Source organism: Streptomyces sp. NPDC001153, assembly GCF_053598315.1.
In genome coordinates this window covers 40,644-58,773 of sequence record NZ_JBSFJZ010000017.1, presented here as the reverse complement: position 1 = coordinate 58,773, position 18,130 = coordinate 40,644, and the positions used below count along the sequence as shown (strand labels likewise).

The following is an 18,130-nucleotide window of genomic DNA, read 5'->3' as shown; positions in this document are numbered from 1 at the left end:
CCGAGGGTGCCGACTCCCGCAGGCATGACAGGAGAGACACACACCCATGACCAGGGTGCTCGTGGTGGAGGACGACCCGCAGCTGGTACGGGCCCTCGTCATCAACTTGCAGGCACGTCACTACGGCGTGGACGCCGCCCCCGACGGCGCCACGGCCCTGCGGCTCGCCGCCTCGCGTCAGCCCGACGCGGTGCTGCTGGACCTCGGCCTGCCCGACATGGACGGCGTCGACATCATCAAGGGCCTGCGGGGCTGGAGCCGCGTTCCGATCCTGGTCCTGTCCGCCCGGCAGGCCTCCGACGAGAAGGTGGCCGCCCTCGACGCGGGTGCGGACGACTACGTCACCAAGCCGTTCAGCATGGACGAACTGCTCGCCCGGCTGCGGGCCGCCGTCCGCCGGACCGAGGACACACCGCTGGTCCCCGAGACGACACTGGTCGAGACCGAGCACTTCACCCTGGACCTGCTCGCGAAGAAGGCCGTACGGGACGGGCGGGACGTACGGCTGACCCCGACCGAGTGGCACCTGCTGGAGATCCTGGTCACCAACCCCGGTCGGCTGATCACCCAGAAACAGCTGCTCCAGGAGGTCTGGGGCGTCTCGCAGCGCAACAAGACCAACTACCTGCGGGTCTACATGGCCCAGCTGCGCCGCAAGCTGGAGTCGGACCCCTCCCAGCCCCGCTATCTGATCACCGAGCCCGGCATGGGCTACCGCTTCGAGGGATGACATGGCACGTGGCAGGCTCCGGATCTACCTCGGCGCGGCACCCGGCGTCGGCAAGACCTACGCGATGCTGTCGGAGGCACACCGCCGTATCGAGCGGGGCACCGACTGCGTGGTCGCCTTCGTGGAACACCACCACCGGCCGCGCACCGAGGTGATGCTGCACGGGCTGGAACAGGTGCCGCGCCGGGAACTCACCTACCGGGGCAGCGTCTTCACCGAGATGGACGTGGACGCCGTCCTCGCCCGCCGCCCGCAGGTGGCGCTCGTGGACGAGCTGCCCCACACCAACATCCCCGGCTCGCGCAACGCCAAGCGCTGGCAGGACGTGGAGGAGCTGCTGGCCGCCGGGATCGACGTGATCTCGACCGTCAACATCCAGCACCTGGAGTCACTCGGCGACGTGGTCGAGTCGATCACCGGGGTGCGGCAGCAGGAGACCGTCCCGGACGAGGTCGTACGCCGCGCGGACCAGATCGAGCTGGTCGACATGTCCCCGCAGGCCCTGCGCCGCCGGATGGCGCACGGCAACATCTACAAACCCGACAAGGTCGACGCGGCCCTGTCCAACTACTTCCGCCCCGGGAACCTGACCGCCCTGCGCGAGCTGGCGCTGCTGTGGGTGGCCGACCGGGTCGACGAGTACCTCAACGAGTACCGGCGCGAGCACCGGGTGTCCACCATCTGGGGCTCGCGGGAGCGGATCGTGGTCGGTCTGACCGGCGGCCCCGAGGGGCGCACCCTGATACGGCGTGCCGCGCGGCTGGCGGAGAAGGGCGCCGGCGGCGAGGTGCTGGCCGTCTACATCTCCCGCAGCGACGGCCTGTCCTCGGCCTCCCCGAAGGAACTCGCCGACCAGCGCACCCTCGTGGAGGACCTGGGCGGCACCTTCCACCAGGTCGTCGGCGACGACATACCGGCCGCCCTGCTCGACTTCGCGCGGGGCGTGAACGCCACCCAGATCGTGCTGGGCGTCTCCCGTCGCCGCAGCTGGCAGTACGTCTTCGGGCCCGGCGTCGGCGCCACGGTCGCCCGCGAGTCCGGTCCCGATCTCGACGTGCACCTCATCACGCACGACGAGGCGGGCAAGGGCCGCGGACTGCCGGTGGCGCGCGGCGCCCGCCTCGGCCGCTCCCGGGTCATCTGGGGCTGGGCCGTGGGAGTCATCGGCCCGGCCCTCCTCACCTGGCTCCTCACCAGCGCCACCCCGGATGTCGGCCTCGCCAACGACATGCTGCTGTACCTGACGCTGACGGTGGCCGCCGCCCTGCTCGGCGGGCTCTTCCCGGCGCTGGCCTCCGCGGTGGTCGGCTCCCTGCTGCTCAACTGGTACTTCACCCCGCCCGTCCACACCCTCACGATCGCCGACCCGAAGAACATCGTCGCCATCGCGATCTTCGTCGGGGTCGCCGTGTCCGTGGCCTCGGTGGTGGACCTCGCCGCCCGGCGCACCCACCAGGCCGCCCGGCTGCGCGCCGAGTCGGAGATCCTGTCCTTCCTCGCGGGCAACGTCCTGCGCGGCGAGACCACTCTGGAGGCACTGCTGGAGAGGGTCCGCGAGACCTTCGGCATGGAGTCGGTGGCCCTGCTGGAGCGCAGCGGCGAGACCGCTCCCTGGACCTGCGCCGGCAGTGTGGGACCCCGGCCTGCCGAGATCCCGGTGGACGCCGACGTCGACGTCCCCGTCGGCGACCACATGGCCCTCTCCCTGCGCGGCCGGGTGCTGCCCGCCGCCGACCGCCGGGTGCTGGCCGCGTTCGCCGCGCAGGCCGCCGTGGTCCTGGACCGGCAGCGGCTGCAGAGCGAGGCCGACCGGGCGAAGGAACTGGCCGAGGGAAACCGCATCCGCACCGCCCTGCTGGCCGCCGTCAGCCACGACCTGCGCACCCCGCTGGCCGGCATCAAGGCCGCGGTGACCTCGCTCAGGTCGGACGACGTCGAGTGGTCCGCGCAGGACCAGGCGGAGCTGCTGCAGGCCATCGAGGAGGGCGCGGACAGGCTCGACCACCTGGTCGGCAACCTCCTGGACATGTCCCGCCTGCAGACCGGCACGGTGACCCCGATCATCCGCGAGAGCGACCTGGACGAGGTCGTGCCCATGGCGCTGGGCGGCGTACCCGAGGACAGCGTGGAACTGGACATCCCCGAGACCCTGCCGATGGTGTACGTCGACCGGGGCCTGCTGGAGCGGGCGGTCGCGAACGTCGTGGAGAACGCGGTCAAGTACAGCCCGCCGGGGGAGCGGGTCCTGGTCTCGGCGAGTGCCCTCGCCGACCGGGTCGAGGTGCGGGTCGTGGACCGCGGGCCGGGTGTTCCGGACGAGGCCAAGGACCGCATCTTCGAGCCTTTCCAGCGGTACGGGGACGCTCCGCGGGGGGTCGGTGTCGGGCTCGGCCTCGCCGTCGCCCGGGGGTTCGCGGAGGCGGTCGGCGGGACGCTGGTCGCCGAGGACACGCCGGGGGGCGGGCTCACCATGGTGCTCGCGGTGCCGACTGCTCCGCAGCGCGGACGGTCCGGGGGGCTTGTCCTGTCGGACGGCCGCCGGTAGTGGTGGGCTGGTCGCGCCCACGCGGCGGGGCCGCACATCGGCACAGCCCCGCGCCCCCGGGGAGGTGCGGTGCCGTCGGCTGCACAGTTCCCCCCGACGGCCTCAGGACTCCGGCGGCACCCTGTGCAACTCCCGCTCCAGGTGCCGCGTGTTCAGCCGCAGCCCCCAGGCGTTCCGCCGGTGTACCGCCGTCAGTTCCGCCTGCAGCGGCGACGGCGGGACCGCGAGGACGGGGCACGTGGCGTGGGCGAGGCAGTGGCGGCTGACCGACGGCCACAGTGCCCGGCGCAGCCGGCCCCGCTGTCCGGCGCCGACCACGAGCAGGTCGTCGTGGCGGTCGGCGGTCCGCACCAGCGCCGGTCCGGGGGCGCCCCGTACCACGAGCGCCTGCCCGGGCAGCCCGGTGTCCGTGCTGCCGAACACCTCGCGCAGCGCCCTGACGAGCCGCTCGCACGCCAGCCGTTCCCATTCTTCGGCCAGGGGGGTCGTGGACGGGAACCTGCGGGAGAGAGCGTCCCCCTCCGGCGGCTCCCACGCCAGCACCGGCCAGAGCTCGGCGCCCCGGCTCCTGGCCTCGTACGCGGCCCGGCCCAGGGCGGTCGCTCCGCCCAGTGAGCCGCTGACTCCCACCACGACCCGGGTGGCCGAAGGCGGGCGGTACTCGGACATCGGCTCCTCCTTGGAAATCCCTTCCATCACACCTCGCCCCGGAGCTCCCGAACAGGGCGCACGCCTGTTCCTGACGCCGTTCTGACGGCCCCTCCGCCGCCCGTGACCTGCGGCGTCAGCGTGCCGTCAAGGCCCGCCGGATCGCCGTCAGCGTCACGTCAGGGCTCGTCCCGGGAGCCCCGGAACCGGGCATACCGTCGACACCGCGCCCCGGTCCGCCTCCCCGCGTCCGGGGCATTCCAGAACCTCGCTCACTGCCTTCCGGGAGGCACCCCATGGCAGAACTCCGCTACGGCGAAGACCCCGAGCCCTCCGATCCGTTCCCGGCCGGACCCCTGTACGTTCCGGTCCGGCCGGGGCCCGCCGGGTGTACGGCCCGGCTCTTCCGCACGCCGCTCGGCGACCGTACGGCCGTCGGCTTCACCTCCGCGCGCCGGCTGGCCGCCACCCTGGGCGCCGGCCAGGCCTGGATCCGCCTCGCCGAGCCGGCCCTGCGCGCCCTGACCGCCCCGCTGGGCGTCACCCACCTCACGGTGGACCCCCAGTTCACCGCGCCCGCTCCCGGGCCGGTGTCCGCCCCGGCACCCGCTTTCGCAGCCTGAGAGGGGAGGACGACGATGACCACGGTCCACGAACCCGCCACCGCCGCCGACCTGTTGGTGTGGCCCGCCTCCACCGCCGAACCGGTTCACGGCGACCTCACCGTGGGCGGCGTAGCGCTCGCCGAGGTCGCCGCCCGCTTCGGCACCCCCGTCTACGTCCTGGACGAGGCCGAGGTCCGCGACTGCTGCCGTACCTACCGGGACGCCTTCCCGGACGCCGAAGTCCTGTACGCGGCCAAGGCGTTCCTGTGCCGAGCCATGGCCCACTGGACGGACGAGGAGGGCCTCGGCCTGGACGTCTGCTCCGCCGGTGAACTCGAGCTCGCCGTCACCACCGGCTTTCCGCCCGAGCGGATCGTGCTGCACGGCAACGCCAAGTCCCCGCGCGACCTGGACACCGCCCTGCGCCTCGGCGTGGGCCGGATCGTCATCGACAGCCCCGCCGAGATCGCGCGGCTCGCCGCCGCCGTGGGGCCGGACGGCCACCAGAGGGTCATGGTCCGGGTCGTGCCCGGGATCAGTGCGGGCGGCCACGAGAAGATCCGCACCGGCACCGACGACCAGAAGTTCGGCCTGTCCATCGCCGACGGCCACGCCCAGCACGCCATCGCCCGCATACTCGACCAGCCACAGCTCGAACTCACCGGTCTGCACTGCCACCTGGGCTCGCAGATCACCAGCGTCAAGCCCTACCTCGTCGCCGTACGCCGCATGGTCGGGCTGATGGCCCGCCTGTACGAGCAGCACGGCCTGGTGCTGCCCGAACTCGACCTCGGCGGCGGCCACGGCATCGCCTACCGCCCCGGCGAGGCGGCGCTCGACCTCACCGCACTGGCCCGCAAGGTCCGCACCGAACTCGCCGACTCCTGCGCCACGGCCGGACTTCCCGTGCCGCGCCTGATCATCGAGCCCGGCCGGGCGATCGCGGGCCCCGCCGGGATCGCGCTGTACCGCGTGCTGTCCGTGAAGCACACGGGCGGCCAGGTCTTCGTGGCCGTGGACGGCGGCATGAGCGACAACCCGCGCCCGGCCCTGTACGGCGTCCGGTACGCACCGCGCCTGATCGGCCGGCCCGGCTCGGCGGAGCGCGCCCGGGTCACCGTGGTGGGCCGGCACTGCGAGGCGGGGGACGTCCTGGCCGCCGACGCGGAACTGCCCGCCGACACCCGCCCCGGTGACCTGCTCGCCGTCCCCGTGGCCGGCGCCTACCACCTGTCCATGGCCTCCGGCTACAACCTGGTCGGCCGCCCGCCCGTGGTCGCCGTACGCGACGGCTTCGCCCGCCTCCTGGTCCGCCGTGAGTCCCTGGAGGACATCCGGGGCCGGGATGTGGGCCTGTAGTCCGCTGCCGCCGCACACGGGAGCAGCCCTGCCAGTGCCGGGCGGGCCGCTCGCTCCTCAGCACGGCACATCGACCGTGACCCTCGCCCCGCCCCCCCGAGTTCACGTCACCAGTGACCTGATGGCCGGAACCCTGCTCGGCGACCTGATCGGTGACTACGAACTCGCGATCAGCGGGCACTGACCCGCGGGCAGCGGGGTGGTGCGTCCTGGCCGCGGTCGCGGCCAGGGCGCACCGTCGGTTCAGCCGACGTGCAGGGTGAGGGCCGCGGTGTGCAGCCTGCCGCCGGTCTGGAACTGCAGGAACAGCCGCCAGTTCCCGGACCGGGCGAACTCGGCGTGGAAGGTCAGGGACGGCCCGCCGTGGTCGCCGTCGGCCTTCGTCTCCGGGTGGAGGTGGGCGAAGGCCTGGTCGCCCTGGTGGAAGGCGGTCAGGTGGGCGTAGGTGTCGAGGTACGGCTGGAGGTCGGTGACCGGCTTGCCGTCCTTGGTGACGGTGGCGGTCAGCTGGTGGGCCATGCCCGCCATCGGGTCGCCCTTCACCGTGACGGTGTAGCCGTCGACGGTGGCGGTGCCGGACGCCTTCGGCAGGGACGAGGTCATCTCCATGCCGGGCACCTTGACGGTGCGGCTGAGCACGAAGCCCTTGCCCTTGCCGGTGCCGTGGTCCGGGGTGAAGGAGGCGTACAGCCGCCAGGTGCCCGGCTGCAGCGCGGCCAGCGGTGCGGTCCAGGTGCCGTCCGCGGCCATGGTGGGGTGCAGGTGCTGGAAGCCGCTGAGGTCGGAGCGGATGGCGTAGAAGTGCATCCGCCTGGTCTGGTCGACGGCGAAGCCGGTGACCGGCCTGCCGTCCGGGCCGGTGATGGCGAAGCGGTAGTCGGCCGCCTTGCCGGCGGGGAGGGTGGCGGTCGTGGAGGTCATCTTGTAGCCGTCCTTGGCGGCGGCCAGACCGTTGCCGGTGGACGCGGCGCCCATGCCGGGCATCGACGCCATGTCGTCGGACGAGCCCGAGGGGGAGGGGGAGGCGCTGTGGTCCATGCCGGCCATGGCGGAGCCGTGGCCCTTTCCGGAGTCGGAGCCGGAGCCGCAGGCGGCGAGGGTCAGGGTGAGCGCCGCGGTGGCGGCGGCCGCCGCGAGGGCGCGGCGGGACGTGCGGAAACGCTGGGACATGGGGTGTCTTTCCAGGTGGGCGCCGTGAGCCGGCGCGGGTGAACGTGGAGGAGCCGTGCGGGACCGTGGCGACGGGGGCCGCCGTGTCCCGGAGGTCTCCTCACGTCCGCGCGATGCAGACCTGGAGCAGAAGGGGACGCCCGCCGGCCGGTGGACCCCGGCGACGGGTGCCGTGGGAACCCCGCCGGGCCCACGGCAGCAGGACGGCGGCCGGGATCGCGAGGGCGCTCGCGGCGATCGGGGGCGACGGCATCCCGGACCGGGGCGTCGTGGCCAGACACAACGCGCCCCGCATGGCCTCGTCCGTACGCGGAGCGTCCTTGGCGACCGCGGCCGTGGCGTGGCCGGCGGGGTGCGCGGCCGTCATCGCGGCTGCTGTTCGGCCCTTGTCCGGGGGTGCGCCCGTCATCGCGGTCGCCGGTCGTATCGCGTCCATGTGCGCGGCCGGCTGGGCAGGTGCCGTGTGCGGGACGGCGGTGTCCGTGTCCGGCATGGTCCCGTGGCAGCCGCCCGCGGCCGCGGCCGGGCCGCCGTGCATGAGGAACAGCCCGAGCAGGACGGCGACCAGAACGGAGGCCCGCACCGACTGACGGATGCGGGCCCCGGCCGTGCCGGCGGCGGGCTGCGCGAGGGTCACGGCTTCACCTTACGGGAGCGCAGGAGCGGGAACGCGGGGAGCGGGCCGAACGGGGGAGGGAGGTGGGAGAGGGCTCCGTGGGCACGTCGGCATACCACCACGGGGTACACAATCGAGGTGCTCGGTCGGCCGTCAGGAGACGCCGACCGTCCTCAGCAGGAGGTGGAAGTCGTGGGCGGCCTCCACGGTGGCGAGCGTCGCCACGGTCAGGACGGCCGCGGTCGCCGCGGTGAGCGCCGGGTGGCGGCCCAGCGGCGGAGCCAGGAGGGCGGCGACGCGGCGGGGGACCGGGCCGGCCTTGGCGAGGGGGCCGCGGCGGCCGAGGATGCCGAGGGCCGCACCGGCGACGCGGGCGAGCGCGGGCGTGCGGTGCGCGGCGAGGGCAGCCTTGCCGACCGTGCGGGCGACCCGCCTGCGGTCACCGGTCGAGGCGGCCGCGGTCTCGTCGGCCCAGCGCTCGATGGTGTAGGTGACGGCGGTGGCCAGGGGGCGCAGGAAGGGGTTGGCGGCGGCGCCGAGTTGGGCGAGGGCGACGAAGGCGTAGTGGTGGGCGGTCAGATGCGCGCGCTCGTGGGCGAGCAGGATGTCGTGCTCGGACGCGTCCAGGCGGTGCAGCATGCCGGTGGAGACGACGACCCGGCCGGGCAGCCCCGGGATCGCGAAGGCGTCGGGGGCGTCGTCGGGGACGACGACCAGGCCGTCCCGGGCGGGCATGCAGGCGGCCTCCCACGCGGCGGCGGCCAGTGAGCGGGCCCGCCGCCACAGCATGCGCGCCGCCATGAGCACGGCGCCGCCGAGCAGCAGGCCGGCGATCAGCGAGACGGACAGCGCGGCGGGGTCTTCGTGCTGTGCGGTGCCGGCGGACCAGTGGCCCAGGGCGGCGAGTTGCGGTACGCGGATCAGGCCGACCACGGCCAGCAGGCCCAGGGAGATCGTGCTCGCCGCGCCCAGGACCAGGGCCGAGGCGGTGAGCAGCCAGGTGGCGAGCCGGGGTTCGCAGCGTTCGGCCAGCGGGCGGGCGCCGAACGGGGCGACGAGCGAGAGCAGCAGCGGCAGATAGACGGCGACGTGCATTCCGGGCGGACCCTTCCTGTGCCTGCCGGACCTACTGGCCGGGGTGCTGGTCGGGGCCGAGCAGCTGGCGCAGCAACTCGGCGTCGGTGTGGGACAGTTCGTCGGCGAAGCGGGCGAGGACGGCCTCGCGGTCGGGGCGCTCCTCCAGCACGGTGCGCATCCGGCGGGCGGCGAAGCCGGCGTCGTCGGTGACGGGGGCGTAGGCGTAGGCCCTGCCGCGGGGGGCGCGGTTGAGCAGGCCCTTGCCGTGCATGCGGGTGAGGATCGTCACCACGCTGCTGTAGGTCAGCTCGCCCCCGAGCCGCTCGGCGACCTCCCCGGGGGTCAGCGCGTCCTCGGCCCGCTGCAGCAGGCAGAGGAACTCGGCCTCGCGCACTCCGTTGGCCCGCCTGGGGCCGCGTCCCTGTGTGTGGGCGCTCATCGGTCTGTCGTTCTCCCGCTCATCTTCTGCGGTCGCGCAGAACTTCTACGGCCGTGTAAATGCCGCCGTCGCCCGAGTGTGCCATGCGCCCCTGCCCCGGGGACAGGCGGGACGGCGGACGGCGGGGACGACCGGTCCGCCTCCGGATGCCGCGGCCGTGCGCGGCCACGTACACCTGGCAGCCGGTCGGCGGTCGGAGCGGCGGCCGCCCCTGCGGCCGCACTCGACGACGGCCGGGGTTCAGCTCAGTTCGGTGGTGAGCTGGACCAGGCAGGTGGCGTACTGCGTCAGCATGAACGCGCGGTAGGGCAGCCGGCTGCGGCTACGGGGGGCGTCCGAGGAGGTGGTGCGCACCAGGTGGGCCGTCACCAGCGCCCCGGCCGACAGGATCACGGCGGAGACGAGCAGCGACGGTACGACGGCGGCGGCGGTCGTCAGGTAGGCGAGCCCGAGCGCCACGGGGTTGAGCGCGCAGACGACCCTCGCCCGCCGCTCGCCCCAGCGGATCAGCGCCGTGCGCCGCCCGGCCGCGGCGTCTCCGCGCACGTCGGACAGGTCCTTGACCAGGGCTCCGACCGCCCCCATCCACAGGGTCAGCGCGCCGCCGAAGACGATCACGGGGAGGGCGTCCGTCCGGCCGCCCGCGGTCGTCCAGCCGGCGGCGAAGGTCAGCCCGCCGAGCAGCAGGACGGCGGCGACGGTGGTGGACGTGGACACCGCGCACGCCCACAGGGAAGTACGACGGGAATCCTTGGAAGAGGAAACTCTCCCGCGTCCGTGCCCGGCTCCTAGTCTCCTTGGGTCATCTGCGCCATCACGGAACTCATCGCACCCACAAGGACAAGGAGTTGGCGTTGGCCTGGACGGATGTGGGGATCCGCCATCTGCGAGCCTTCCTCGCGGTCTCCGAATCGCTCAGCTTCACCCAGGCTGCCGCGACCCTCGGGACCACTCAACCCAGTCTCACGCGGAGCATCGTCCGCCTCGAACAGGCGATGAACGTCCGCCTGCTGGACCGCACGACCAGGATGGTACGGCTCAGCCCCGCCGGCCAGGAACTGCGCGCCGAGCTGCACGAACTCATCCCTCGTCTCGAACTCGCGCTGTCCCGCCACACCGACGACGCCGTGCTGCGGCTGGGATTCACCTGGCTGCTGCCCGACGGCTGGGTGCAGGAGGCCATGGCGCGGTTCGAGTCGGAGACCGGCGTTCCCGTCTCGCTGGTGCGCAACGACGAGCGGCTGGCCGGGGTCGGCCACGGTGTCGTCGACGTGGCACTGCTGCGGGGCGACGCCGGCACGCCGGGCATGCGGGTGGTGCGGCTCGGGGAGGAGGGCCAGGTCGCGGCGGTGCCGGTCGGTTCGCTCCTGGCCCGGCGGAAGCGGCTGGCCTGGGCCGAACTCGCCGAGCAGCCGCTGGTGATGAACACGGTGAGCGGCATCATCACCACGGAGGACTGGCCGGAGGACAACCGTCCGTCGGCGACGGTCTCCTGCAGCAATTTCGACGAGTGGCTCGAACTCGTCGCGGCGGGACGGGGCATCGGGGTGGCCCCCGAGCTGGTGCTGCGCCGCCGGCTGCACCCCGCCGTGCGGTTCATCCCGCTCTACGGCGCGCCGACGGTGCCCTTGTCGCTCGTCCACCCCGTGCAGGGAGCCGATCCGCTCGCGCGGCGGTTGGTCGACGTGGCCGGCCGCGCCTTCGCCGACCACCACCGTCCCCCGTCCTCCCGTCTCCCCGCCCGCCGTCTCGCCGCGCGCCCGGCCGCGGCGGCCTGACTCGATCGCGAGGACGACAAGCCCATGTCAGACCTCATCGCCGGGCCCCTGTCCCCGAACGGTGCCCCGCCCGGCTCCACCCTGCTCGTGAGTGTCTTCGGCCGGGACCAGGCCGACATGGCGGCAAGCCTGTTCAGCAGTCTGGCCGCGTTCGGGACCACCGTCATGGACCTCGAGAAGGTGCGTACCCGCGAGCACGTCGCCCTGTCCGCCCGCGTCCTGACCGTACGGACGGACGCCGAGGGCCTGCTGCGCACCGCCGTACGGGACTGGGCGGCGGCACGTGAGCTGTACGCCGAAGTGTCCTCCGGCCACGGGAGTCCGCCATCGCTGCGGACGTCACGGTGCCGCGCCACCGTAGTGGCCCAGCGGCTCAGCGCGAGCACCGCGGCCGCGATCTGCCGCCGGATCACCGACGCGGGCGGCCGTCTCGACCGCATCACCCCGCTGACCGGGGCCGCCACCGCACCCGTGTCCGCGGTCGAGTTCGTCGTGTCCGGCACGGACACGGGCACGCTGCGCGCCGCACTGTCCCCCTTCGCCGGTCAGGAGGGCACGGGTCTGTCCGTCGAGCGCATGGAGCACACGACGGCCGGTCCGCGCTCCCCCCACGACCGCCGTCTCGTCGTACTGGACGTCGACTCGACACTCATCCAGGACGAGGTCGTCGATCTCTTCGCCCGCCACGCGGGATGCGGCCCGCAGGTCGCGGAGGTGACCGAGGCGGCCATGCGCGGAGAGCTCGACTTCGCCCAGTCACTGCGTGCGCGAGTGGCCCTCCTCGCCGGTCTCGACGCCTCGGTGGTGGACCAGGTGCGCTCCGAGGTACGGCTGACGCCCGGCGCCCGCACCCTGGTGCGCAGCCTGCGGCGGCTCGGCCACCGGGTCGGTGTGGTGTCCGGCGGCTTCACGCAGGTGACCGATCACCTCACGGAACTCCTGGACCTCGACTTCGCCGCCGCCAACACCCTTGAGGTCGCGGACGGGAGGTTCACCGGGCGGCTGGTCGGTGACATCGTCGACCGTGCGGCCAAGGCACGTCTGCTGCGGCGCTACGCCCACGAGGCCCGCATCCCGCTGTCCCGCACCGTGGCGATCAGGAGTTCCGGCGACAGTGATTCGGGGGCGGAGTGCAGCCAGCCGGTGAGCGTCGGTTGCAGTCGTCAGGCGTGGGCGCCTTCCAGCAGCCCTTTCAATGCGGCCAGATCCTTGACGTTGGCCCGCCGCACAGCCGCAGCCATCATCGGTGCGCTCACTTTGGCAAGGCCGGACGGCTCGCCGCGGTTGCGCAGCGTCATCCGGGTGTGGTCAGCGTCCACCGGCTGCCAGGTGTAGGTCGTCTCCATGGGAAACGGCCCCTGCGCGGTGCGCATCACGAGTCGTTCGGAGGAGTGCTCGACGACCTCGTACGTGTAGGTCAGGGTGCGCCCCAGGAAGCGGGCGACGAAGTCGAGCTTCGAGCCCACGGCGAGCGGCGGTGACGTCCGCCAGCGAACCGAGACGATGTTGGCGTACCAGTTGGGCGCGTTGGTCGGATCCCCGGCGTAGGCGGCGACCTCCGCACAGGGACGGGCGATCACGGTCTCGGTGAGGACATCGACGGCCATGACCTCAACGCTATCCCGGCACGGTCCACCGGGCCCTGATCCGCAACGGCCTCGTCGAGCCGCAAGCGCGCAGGCCGCGCCGGTCGGATGACCGGGCCGCCGTACCGCTCACCTGCGCCGATGGTCCGCAGACGGGGACGCTGTCGGCGCGGCCTGAGCTGCGCCGGGCAGCATGGCCGGCACGCGCCGGTACGCTGCGCAGGCGGGGCAGTGTCCAGGCGATGGGGGAGGGGCAATGAAGATCAAGGACCCGGAGTACCCGGCTGCGGTCGAAGCGGCCGTGGAGATCCTGCGGAAGCGGGCCCGGCAGGGGCAGACCATCACGTACGGGGAGCTGAGCGCCGAGTTGGCGGCACAGGGCTTCGACTCCGTCCCGCCTCACCGCGGAGTCATGACCTACCTGCTCAAGGATGTCTGCCTCCACCGCAACGAGGACGGACGAGCACCGATGCTCTCCGCGATCGTGGTGAACAAGGCCAGCCGGGAGCCATCCGACCAGTTCTCCGGCCTTGCCCGAAGCCTGCCCTTCTCCCGGCCGGCCAACTGGAACTGGCGGGACGAACAGCAGCAGGTGTTCGCCCAGCACAGCGAGGAATGACGTCGGTCCTCGACACCCGCTCGAGGAGTTCGATCCTGGCCTGCTCCTGCTCCTGCTCCTGCTCCTGCCCCGATCGCCGGGCGGCGGCCCGTCCGGGGAAATCCCTCGGGCGGGCCGCCGGTGTGGCAGCGGGAGGTGGTGGCCTTCAGCTCACGGCGTACGCGTTGTACACCGTGGTCGTCGAGCTGTCGCCGTGGGTGTCGGTGACCGTCGAGCGCAGGCCGACGCGGCCGGAGGCCGGGTTGTGGACGGCGATGGTCCAGTTGCCGCCGGACGGCTTCGCGGTGGTGGCGTGCCAGGTGGTGCCGTTGTCGGTGGTGTACCAGGCGTGCACGGACTTCACGCTGTCCGACAGCTGGCTCACTGTGCCGTCGTCGGTGCCGTTGCGCTGCATGCCGAGGACGACGGTCGTGATTGACCCAGGGGCCGCCTGGTTCCTGGTGTTCAGGGCGTCGGGCCAGAACCGGGTGATGTAGTCCCGGATCTGGTCGTTCTTGCTGGGGTCCGCGTAGAAGTGCAGGGTGAGGCTGGACGTGGTCGACAGCGAACCGGACGGCAGGGTGCGTCGGCCGACTTCACTGACGGTGTACCAGCCCGCCTCGGGGATCCGCGGATGCGCGTCGATGCCGTCCGAGTGGGCGTAGGTGTGCGAGTAGAGCGTCCTGCCCGCGTGGGTCAGCGTCACGGTGCCGGTGCCCAGCGTTCCGCCATCCGGGAGGGTCGGGTCTGCGAACGGGTTGATGGACCCGAAGTACAGCTGGTGGTACCAGGTGTTGGGCAGCCGTCCGCCGGGGCCCCAGACCGCGTGGCCGAGGGTCAGCGAGGTCGTCCTGCCGGCCACGTAGTTGTGGAACCCGTCGAAGACGAAGTCGTGGCTCTGCTGGCCCACCTCCCATTGGCCGGGCGGGAGGTGAGCGGTGAAGTAGTTGGGCAGCTCCCGCTGGAACTGGAGTGAGTTCGTGGACATCGAGCAGCTGTCGGTGCTCGTCGTCGCCTGGTAGTCGAACGAGAACCGCGCCTGTCCGCTGTCGGGGCCCGAACGGGCGGACACCTTCAGGGCCGTCAGCCCGGACTGCTTGAGCGTCGCCGACATCCCGGACGGCACGCCGCCCGTGTGCGTGGCGGACGCCAGCCAGAAGTCCCCGCCGGTCGCCGACTGCGGCTGGTACGTGGTGCCGTAGGACAGCTCGTACGCCCTGCTGCTCGTCGGGATGACGTACAGGTCACCCGCCGGCGCCGACGTGCCCATGTTCGCCGGGCCGTTGTCGGAGGTGCAGACGTACGCGCTGACCGTGTGGTCGTATCCGGTGCCCGGGTTCGGGCTGAGCGAGACATTGACCGGGCGGCCCTGCCGGGCGTCGAACGTGGTCTTCGTGGACCCGGAGACCGTCACACTGTGACCGCCGACGGTGGCACGCTCGTCTCCGGCATCACCGAAAGACGTGACGAGCTCGTAGCTGCCGTCGGGCAGCGACGTCGCCTTGTTGCTTTCGATGATGCGGAAGTCGAACGTTTTCGGGTTGAAGACCTCCACTTGGGCGTAGACCGGTTTGCCGCTCCGGTCCAGCGTCGTGACGGTGAGTGACCCGGTGGCCGCCGACGCCGTCGAGGCGCCGGCCAGGAGAAGTGACGCGAGTACGGTGACGACACTCGCGGCTGCTGTGATTCGCCGCATCGAACCCCCCTAGGTGCGCGACAAAAACGAGTCACCGTAGCGCACGGGGGACACATGGCCCTCACCGGCCTCCCACCGGCGAGCGCCGAGCCCGCTCCCCGGCTCGCACCGCGCACCTGCGCCTCCGCCCCCACGAGCCGACCAGCGCACTGAGGGCAGGCGTGCGGTTCTTCGCTCGAGGTGGCGCGCCGCGTACCCGGGCGTGCGTAAGCGCCTCCGAGCAGTGGGTCCAAGGTCGCATCGCGCAGCTTGTCGGGCACAGCAGTCAGGCGACCATGGAGGCGGTCTACCGGAAGCAGCTCCGGCCGGTCATCACCGAGGGCGCGGAAGCCATGGACGTGATCTTTGCCCAGCGGCGCCAGGCGACCGCCTACGAGGCTTGATCGGAAGTCTTTGGCCCCCTGTTTGGCCCCCCGAGCACGTCAGAGGCCGCATACCAATCTTGGTATGCGGCCTCTGACCAGCGTCGGGGTGGCGGGATTTGAACCCACGACCTCTTCGTCCCGAACGAAGCGCGCTGCCAAGCTGCGCTACACCCCGATGTCGCTGCTCTCGCGGCGACGACGTTTACTTTAGCCCACCGGTGGCTGTAGACGAAATCCGGTTTAGACGCGGCGGCGGACCGGGGTCGGGCGGGTGTGGTCCAGGGCCACGAGGAGGACGGCCAGGGCGTACATCGCGAGGCCCAGCAGGAGGGCGTTCGCCAGGGTGCTGCGGTAGCCGTGGGTGGCCGCGTCCAGGAAGGGGTAGAGGTAGCGGGAGGGGTTCGTGGGGGCGAGGAAGGCCCCTCGGATCAGGTAGAAGGCCAGGTAGGCCAGGGGGTACAGGAGCCAGGTGGCCGCCTGGCGGAGGTGCAGGCGGGCCGAGGGCGTCAGCAGCAGCCAGTCCAGCACGGCCGCCGCCGGTACCAGCGTGTGGAGGATCTGGAGGGTCGCCCACTGGCCGTGCCAGCGCACCGGGGCCGTCGTCGCGCCGGTCATGGAGAACGGGGGCGTCGTGTGGGCCAGCAGCAGGTGGTAGACGAGGGCCGAGATCACGGCGTAGAGGAGTATGGCGCCTGTCACAGAGGAGGGGAGGGGGCGGCGGGCGCGCAGGGCCCGTGATGCCGACAGGAGCATGACGACGGCCAGCAGGAGGCCGGCCTGGACGCCGAAGTAGCTCAGGATGCGGGCCGGGGTACCGAGCAGGAGCTCCAGGGCCACGCCCCCTGCCGCCGCCAGGGCGGTCAGGAGGCGGAAGAGCGCGACCATGGGGCGGCGGACCGGCGCCACCACGGCCGTGGCCGGGACCGGGGAGGGCAGCAGCAGGGGCGTGGCCGGGACCGCGGGCAGGTCCGGGATCTCCCTGGGTATCGGGGCGGTCATGCCCTCACGCTAGGAGCGGGGGAGGGGCGGGGCCATGTGGCGTAGTCCGGGTGGGTTACGACCCGATGGGGATACGACCGCGGTGGGTTACGACCGCAGGCGGGTTACGAGCCCGGTGGGTTACAAGCCCGGTGGGTTACGACCCGATGGGGATACGACCGCGGTCGGGTACACCCCCGAGTGCAGTACACCCGAGTGGTACCGAGGCATCTCCGGGTGCCCGAGTGGTGTGCGACCGGCCCGGCTCCTCTATCGCTCCACCAGCGTCAGCAGCGTCGCCTCCGGCGGGCAGGCGAAGCGGACCGGGGTGTAGCGGTTGGTGCCGCAGCCCGCCGAGACGTGGAGGTAGGAGGTGTGGCCGTCCGCCGTGTGGGTGGACAGGCCCTTCACCCGGTCCGTGTCCAGGTCGCAGTTGGTGACCAGCGCGCCATAGAAGGGGATGCACAGCTGGCCGCCGTGCGTGTGGCCGGCCAGGACCAGCGGGTAGCCGTCCGCCGCGTACGCGTCCAGCACTCGCAGGTACGGCGCGTGCACCACGCCCATCGAGAAGTCGTACGTCGCCGAGGGGCCGCCGGCCACCCGTGCGTAGCGGTCGCGCTTGATGTGCGGGTCGTCGAGGCCCGTCAGCTCGATCGACACGCCCTCGACCTTCAGGACACCCCGGGTGTTCGTCAGGTTCAGCCAGCCCGCCCCGTCGAAGCCGTCGCGCAGGTCCTCCCACGGGTTGTGGACGACGCCGACCGCCGGCGGGTTGCCGTTCAGGCCGTGCCGACCGCTCGTCTTCTCCAGCAAGTAGCGGGCGGGGTTGCGGAGTCGGGGGCCGTAGTAGTCGTTGGAGCCGAAGACGTACGCGCCCGGGAACTCCATCAGGGGGCCCAGGGCGTCCATGACCTCGGGGACCCCTTCCGGGTCCGACAGGTTGTCGCCCGTGTTGATCACGAAGTCCGGGCGCAGGCCCGCCAGCGACCGCAGCCACCGCTGCTTCTTGCGCTGGCCGCTCACCATGTGGATGTCGGAGACCTGGAGCACGCGCAGCGGACGCATACCCGGTGGGAGGACGGGGACCGTCACCCGTCGCAGGCGGAAGGAGCGGGCCTCGAAGCCCGCCGCGTACGCCAGACCGGCGGCGCCTGCCGCCATGATTCCCAGGGGTACTCCGTATCGCGCGCGCATACGTCCATCGTGTCAGACGCGCAGACACCGACGAGACCCGATGCCTGTCGGTCGACGGGCGTTCCCCTTAAATCAACGGGCGTTTACCGCAGCACACCTGCGACAATCGGTCCCATGACCACCACGCTCAAGTCGAAGCTGCACGACGACCTCAACGCCGCGATCAAGGGGCGCGACGAGCTCCGCTCCTCGACGCTCCGGCTGACGCTGGCCGCGATCACCAAGGAGGAGGTCGCGGGCAAGGAGAAGCGGGAGCTCTCCGACGACGAGGTTCTCAAGGTGATCACCCGCGAGGCGAAGAAGCGCCGGGAGGCCGCGGAGGCGTTCGCGCAGGGCGGACGCGCCGAGCAGGCCGAGCGGGAGAAGGCGGAGGGCGACGTGCTCGCCGAGTACCTGCCCAAGCAGCTGTCCGACGACGAACTGAACGCGATCGTCGCCCAGGCCGTGGAAGAGGCCAGGGCGGCCGGCGCCGAGGGACCGCGGGCCATGGGCGCCGTCATGAAGATCGTGAACCCCAAGGTGGCCGGCCAGGCCGAGGGCGGCCGCGTGGCCGCGGCGGTGAAGAAGCTGCTCCAGGGCTGACCCGACCCCGGGCGCCACGTGCAGATGTGCCCCGGGCGCCAAGGGCGGACATGTCCCGGGGCACCCCGGGGCCACTACGGGCAGATATGTCCTGGGCTCCACGGGGCGATATGTACGGCGGCGGGGCCGCACCCCTCGATCGAACCGAGGGGTGCGGCCCCGCC

General features: G+C 72.4%; 17 protein-coding genes, 1 tRNA gene and 1 pseudogene. 8 read left to right on the top strand and 11 right to left on the bottom strand.

Annotated features, from left to right (window positions below; genetic code table 11):
* The first annotated feature begins 46 nt into the window (after positions 1–46).
* On the top strand, positions 47–730 hold the full coding sequence (locus tag ACWDEN_RS20675) for a response regulator (protein ID WP_351602571.1): 684 nt from the start codon (positions 47–49) through the stop codon (positions 728–730).
* A 1-nt stretch (position 731) separates the two neighbouring features.
* The gene (locus ACWDEN_RS20670) at positions 732–3,275 is read left to right on the top strand and encodes a sensor histidine kinase KdpD (RefSeq protein WP_351602573.1); all 2,544 of its coding nucleotides are present in this window, start codon (positions 732–734) and stop codon (positions 3,273–3,275) included.
* Positions 3,276–3,377: 102 nt separating this feature from the next.
* On the opposite strand, the gene ACWDEN_RS20665 is transcribed toward ACWDEN_RS20670, so the two are convergent.
* The gene (locus ACWDEN_RS20665; protein WP_351602577.1) at positions 3,378–3,944 is read right to left on the bottom strand and encodes a universal stress protein; all 567 of its coding nucleotides are present in this window, start codon (positions 3,942–3,944) and stop codon (positions 3,378–3,380) included.
* Between the two features lie 275 nt (positions 3,945–4,219).
* Between ACWDEN_RS20665 and ACWDEN_RS20660 the strand changes: the two genes are divergently transcribed.
* Positions 4,220–4,546, top strand: coding sequence for an SAV_915 family protein (locus ACWDEN_RS20660; protein ID WP_450859838.1), 327 nt, complete (start codon positions 4,220–4,222; stop codon positions 4,544–4,546).
* Between the two features lie 15 nt (positions 4,547–4,561).
* Positions 4,562–5,887: a diaminopimelate decarboxylase gene (lysA, locus tag ACWDEN_RS20655; protein WP_450859837.1), complete on the top strand. Its 1,326-nt coding sequence runs from the start codon at positions 4,562–4,564 to the stop codon at positions 5,885–5,887.
* A gap of 243 nt (positions 5,888–6,130) precedes the next feature.
* Here the strand turns inward: lysA and ACWDEN_RS20650 are convergent, their stop codons facing one another.
* The 5 genes from ACWDEN_RS20650 to ACWDEN_RS20630 form a co-directional block, all read right to left on the bottom strand.
* Positions 6,131–7,057 carry a hypothetical protein gene (locus tag ACWDEN_RS20650; RefSeq protein ID WP_351602585.1) on the bottom strand — a complete coding sequence of 309 codons (927 nt, stop codon included), beginning with the start codon at positions 7,055–7,057 and terminating at the stop codon, positions 6,131–6,133.
* Between the two features lie 100 nt (positions 7,058–7,157).
* Positions 7,158–7,694, bottom strand: a complete 537-nt coding sequence (locus ACWDEN_RS20645; RefSeq protein WP_450859836.1) for a hypothetical protein — start codon at positions 7,692–7,694, stop codon at positions 7,158–7,160.
* Positions 7,695–7,826: 132 nt separating this feature from the next.
* The gene (locus ACWDEN_RS20640) at positions 7,827–8,768 is read right to left on the bottom strand and encodes a M56 family metallopeptidase (RefSeq protein WP_450859835.1); all 942 of its coding nucleotides are present in this window, start codon (positions 8,766–8,768) and stop codon (positions 7,827–7,829) included.
* Positions 8,769–8,799: 31 nt separating this feature from the next.
* Positions 8,800–9,189, bottom strand: a complete 390-nt coding sequence (locus tag ACWDEN_RS20635) for a BlaI/MecI/CopY family transcriptional regulator (RefSeq protein ID WP_450859834.1) — start codon at positions 9,187–9,189, stop codon at positions 8,800–8,802.
* A gap of 240 nt (positions 9,190–9,429) precedes the next feature.
* Positions 9,430–9,906: a UbiA family prenyltransferase gene (locus ACWDEN_RS20630; protein ID WP_450859833.1), complete on the bottom strand. Its 477-nt coding sequence runs from the start codon at positions 9,904–9,906 to the stop codon at positions 9,430–9,432.
* Between the two features lie 137 nt (positions 9,907–10,043).
* On the opposite strand from ACWDEN_RS20630, the gene ACWDEN_RS20625 reads away from it, so the two are divergent.
* Together ACWDEN_RS20625 and serB are read left to right on the top strand one after the other, a co-directional pair.
* Positions 10,044–10,967 carry a LysR family transcriptional regulator gene (locus ACWDEN_RS20625; protein WP_450859832.1) on the top strand — a complete coding sequence of 308 codons (924 nt, stop codon included), beginning with the start codon at positions 10,044–10,046 and terminating at the stop codon, positions 10,965–10,967.
* 24 nt (positions 10,968–10,991) lie between these two features.
* Positions 10,992–12,302 carry a phosphoserine phosphatase SerB gene (gene serB, locus ACWDEN_RS20620; protein ID WP_351602595.1) on the top strand — a complete coding sequence of 437 codons (1,311 nt, stop codon included), beginning with the start codon at positions 10,992–10,994 and terminating at the stop codon, positions 12,300–12,302.
* Here serB and ACWDEN_RS20615 read toward each other — a convergent pair.
* Positions 12,206–12,574 (bottom strand): annotated as a pseudogene (locus tag ACWDEN_RS20615) (SRPBCC family protein); the annotation flags it as partial. The gene serB and the pseudogene ACWDEN_RS20615 overlap by 97 nt on opposite strands.
* Positions 12,575–12,809: 235 nt before the next feature.
* Between ACWDEN_RS20615 and ACWDEN_RS20610 the strand changes: the two are divergent.
* Positions 12,810–13,172: a hypothetical protein gene (locus ACWDEN_RS20610; RefSeq protein WP_351602596.1), complete on the top strand. Its 363-nt coding sequence runs from the start codon at positions 12,810–12,812 to the stop codon at positions 13,170–13,172.
* A gap of 145 nt (positions 13,173–13,317) precedes the next feature.
* Here the strand turns inward: ACWDEN_RS20610 and ACWDEN_RS20605 are convergent, their stop codons facing one another.
* From ACWDEN_RS20605 to ACWDEN_RS20590, 4 genes are all read right to left on the bottom strand, one after another.
* Entirely contained in the window at positions 13,318–14,847 is a 1,530-nt protein-coding gene (locus ACWDEN_RS20605; protein ID WP_351602597.1) for a hypothetical protein, read from the bottom strand.
* Positions 14,848–15,313: 466 nt separating this feature from the next.
* A tRNA-Pro gene (locus tag ACWDEN_RS20600) sits at positions 15,314–15,387 on the bottom strand.
* Between the two features lie 65 nt (positions 15,388–15,452).
* On the bottom strand, positions 15,453–16,211 hold the full coding sequence (locus tag ACWDEN_RS20595) for a Pr6Pr family membrane protein (protein ID WP_351602598.1): 759 nt from the start codon (positions 16,209–16,211) through the stop codon (positions 15,453–15,455).
* Between the two features lie 249 nt (positions 16,212–16,460).
* Positions 16,461–17,384 (bottom strand): metallophosphoesterase, encoded by a 924-nt coding sequence (locus ACWDEN_RS20590; RefSeq protein WP_351602600.1) that lies wholly within the window; start codon positions 17,382–17,384, stop codon positions 16,461–16,463.
* Between the two features lie 114 nt (positions 17,385–17,498).
* On the opposite strand from ACWDEN_RS20590, the gene ACWDEN_RS20585 reads away from it, so the two are divergent.
* Positions 17,499–17,966, top strand: a complete 468-nt coding sequence (locus tag ACWDEN_RS20585) for a GatB/YqeY domain-containing protein (protein ID WP_351602601.1) — start codon at positions 17,499–17,501, stop codon at positions 17,964–17,966.
* Positions 17,967–18,130: the final 164 nt, after the last annotated feature.

Coding starts and splice junctions, on each gene's coding strand:
- ACWDEN_RS20675 (WP_351602571.1), top strand. CDS start 47: ATGACCAGGGTGCTCGTGGTGGAGGACGACCCGCAGCTGGTACGGGCC.
- ACWDEN_RS20670 (WP_351602573.1), top strand. CDS start 732: ATGGCACGTGGCAGGCTCCGGATCTACCTCGGCGCGGCACCCGGCGTC.
- ACWDEN_RS20665 (WP_351602577.1), bottom strand. CDS start 3,944: ATGTCCGAGTACCGCCCGCCTTCGGCCACCCGGGTCGTGGTGGGAGTC.
- ACWDEN_RS20660 (WP_450859838.1), top strand. CDS start 4,220: ATGGCAGAACTCCGCTACGGCGAAGACCCCGAGCCCTCCGATCCGTTC.
- lysA (WP_450859837.1), top strand. CDS start 4,562: ATGACCACGGTCCACGAACCCGCCACCGCCGCCGACCTGTTGGTGTGG.
- ACWDEN_RS20650 (WP_351602585.1), bottom strand. CDS start 7,057: ATGTCCCAGCGTTTCCGCACGTCCCGCCGCGCCCTCGCGGCGGCCGCC.
- ACWDEN_RS20640 (WP_450859835.1), bottom strand. CDS start 8,768: ATGCACGTCGCCGTCTATCTGCCGCTGCTGCTCTCGCTCGTCGCCCCG.
- ACWDEN_RS20635 (WP_450859834.1), bottom strand. CDS start 9,189: ATGAGCGCCCACACACAGGGACGCGGCCCCAGGCGGGCCAACGGAGTG.
- serB (WP_351602595.1), top strand. CDS start 10,992: ATGTCAGACCTCATCGCCGGGCCCCTGTCCCCGAACGGTGCCCCGCCC.
- ACWDEN_RS20610 (WP_351602596.1), top strand. CDS start 12,810: ATGAAGATCAAGGACCCGGAGTACCCGGCTGCGGTCGAAGCGGCCGTG.
- ACWDEN_RS20605 (WP_351602597.1), bottom strand. CDS start 14,847: ATGCGGCGAATCACAGCAGCCGCGAGTGTCGTCACCGTACTCGCGTCA.
- ACWDEN_RS20595 (WP_351602598.1), bottom strand. CDS start 16,211: ATGACCGCCCCGATACCCAGGGAGATCCCGGACCTGCCCGCGGTCCCG.
- ACWDEN_RS20590 (WP_351602600.1), bottom strand. CDS start 17,384: ATGCGCGCGCGATACGGAGTACCCCTGGGAATCATGGCGGCAGGCGCC.
- ACWDEN_RS20585 (WP_351602601.1), top strand. CDS start 17,499: ATGACCACCACGCTCAAGTCGAAGCTGCACGACGACCTCAACGCCGCG.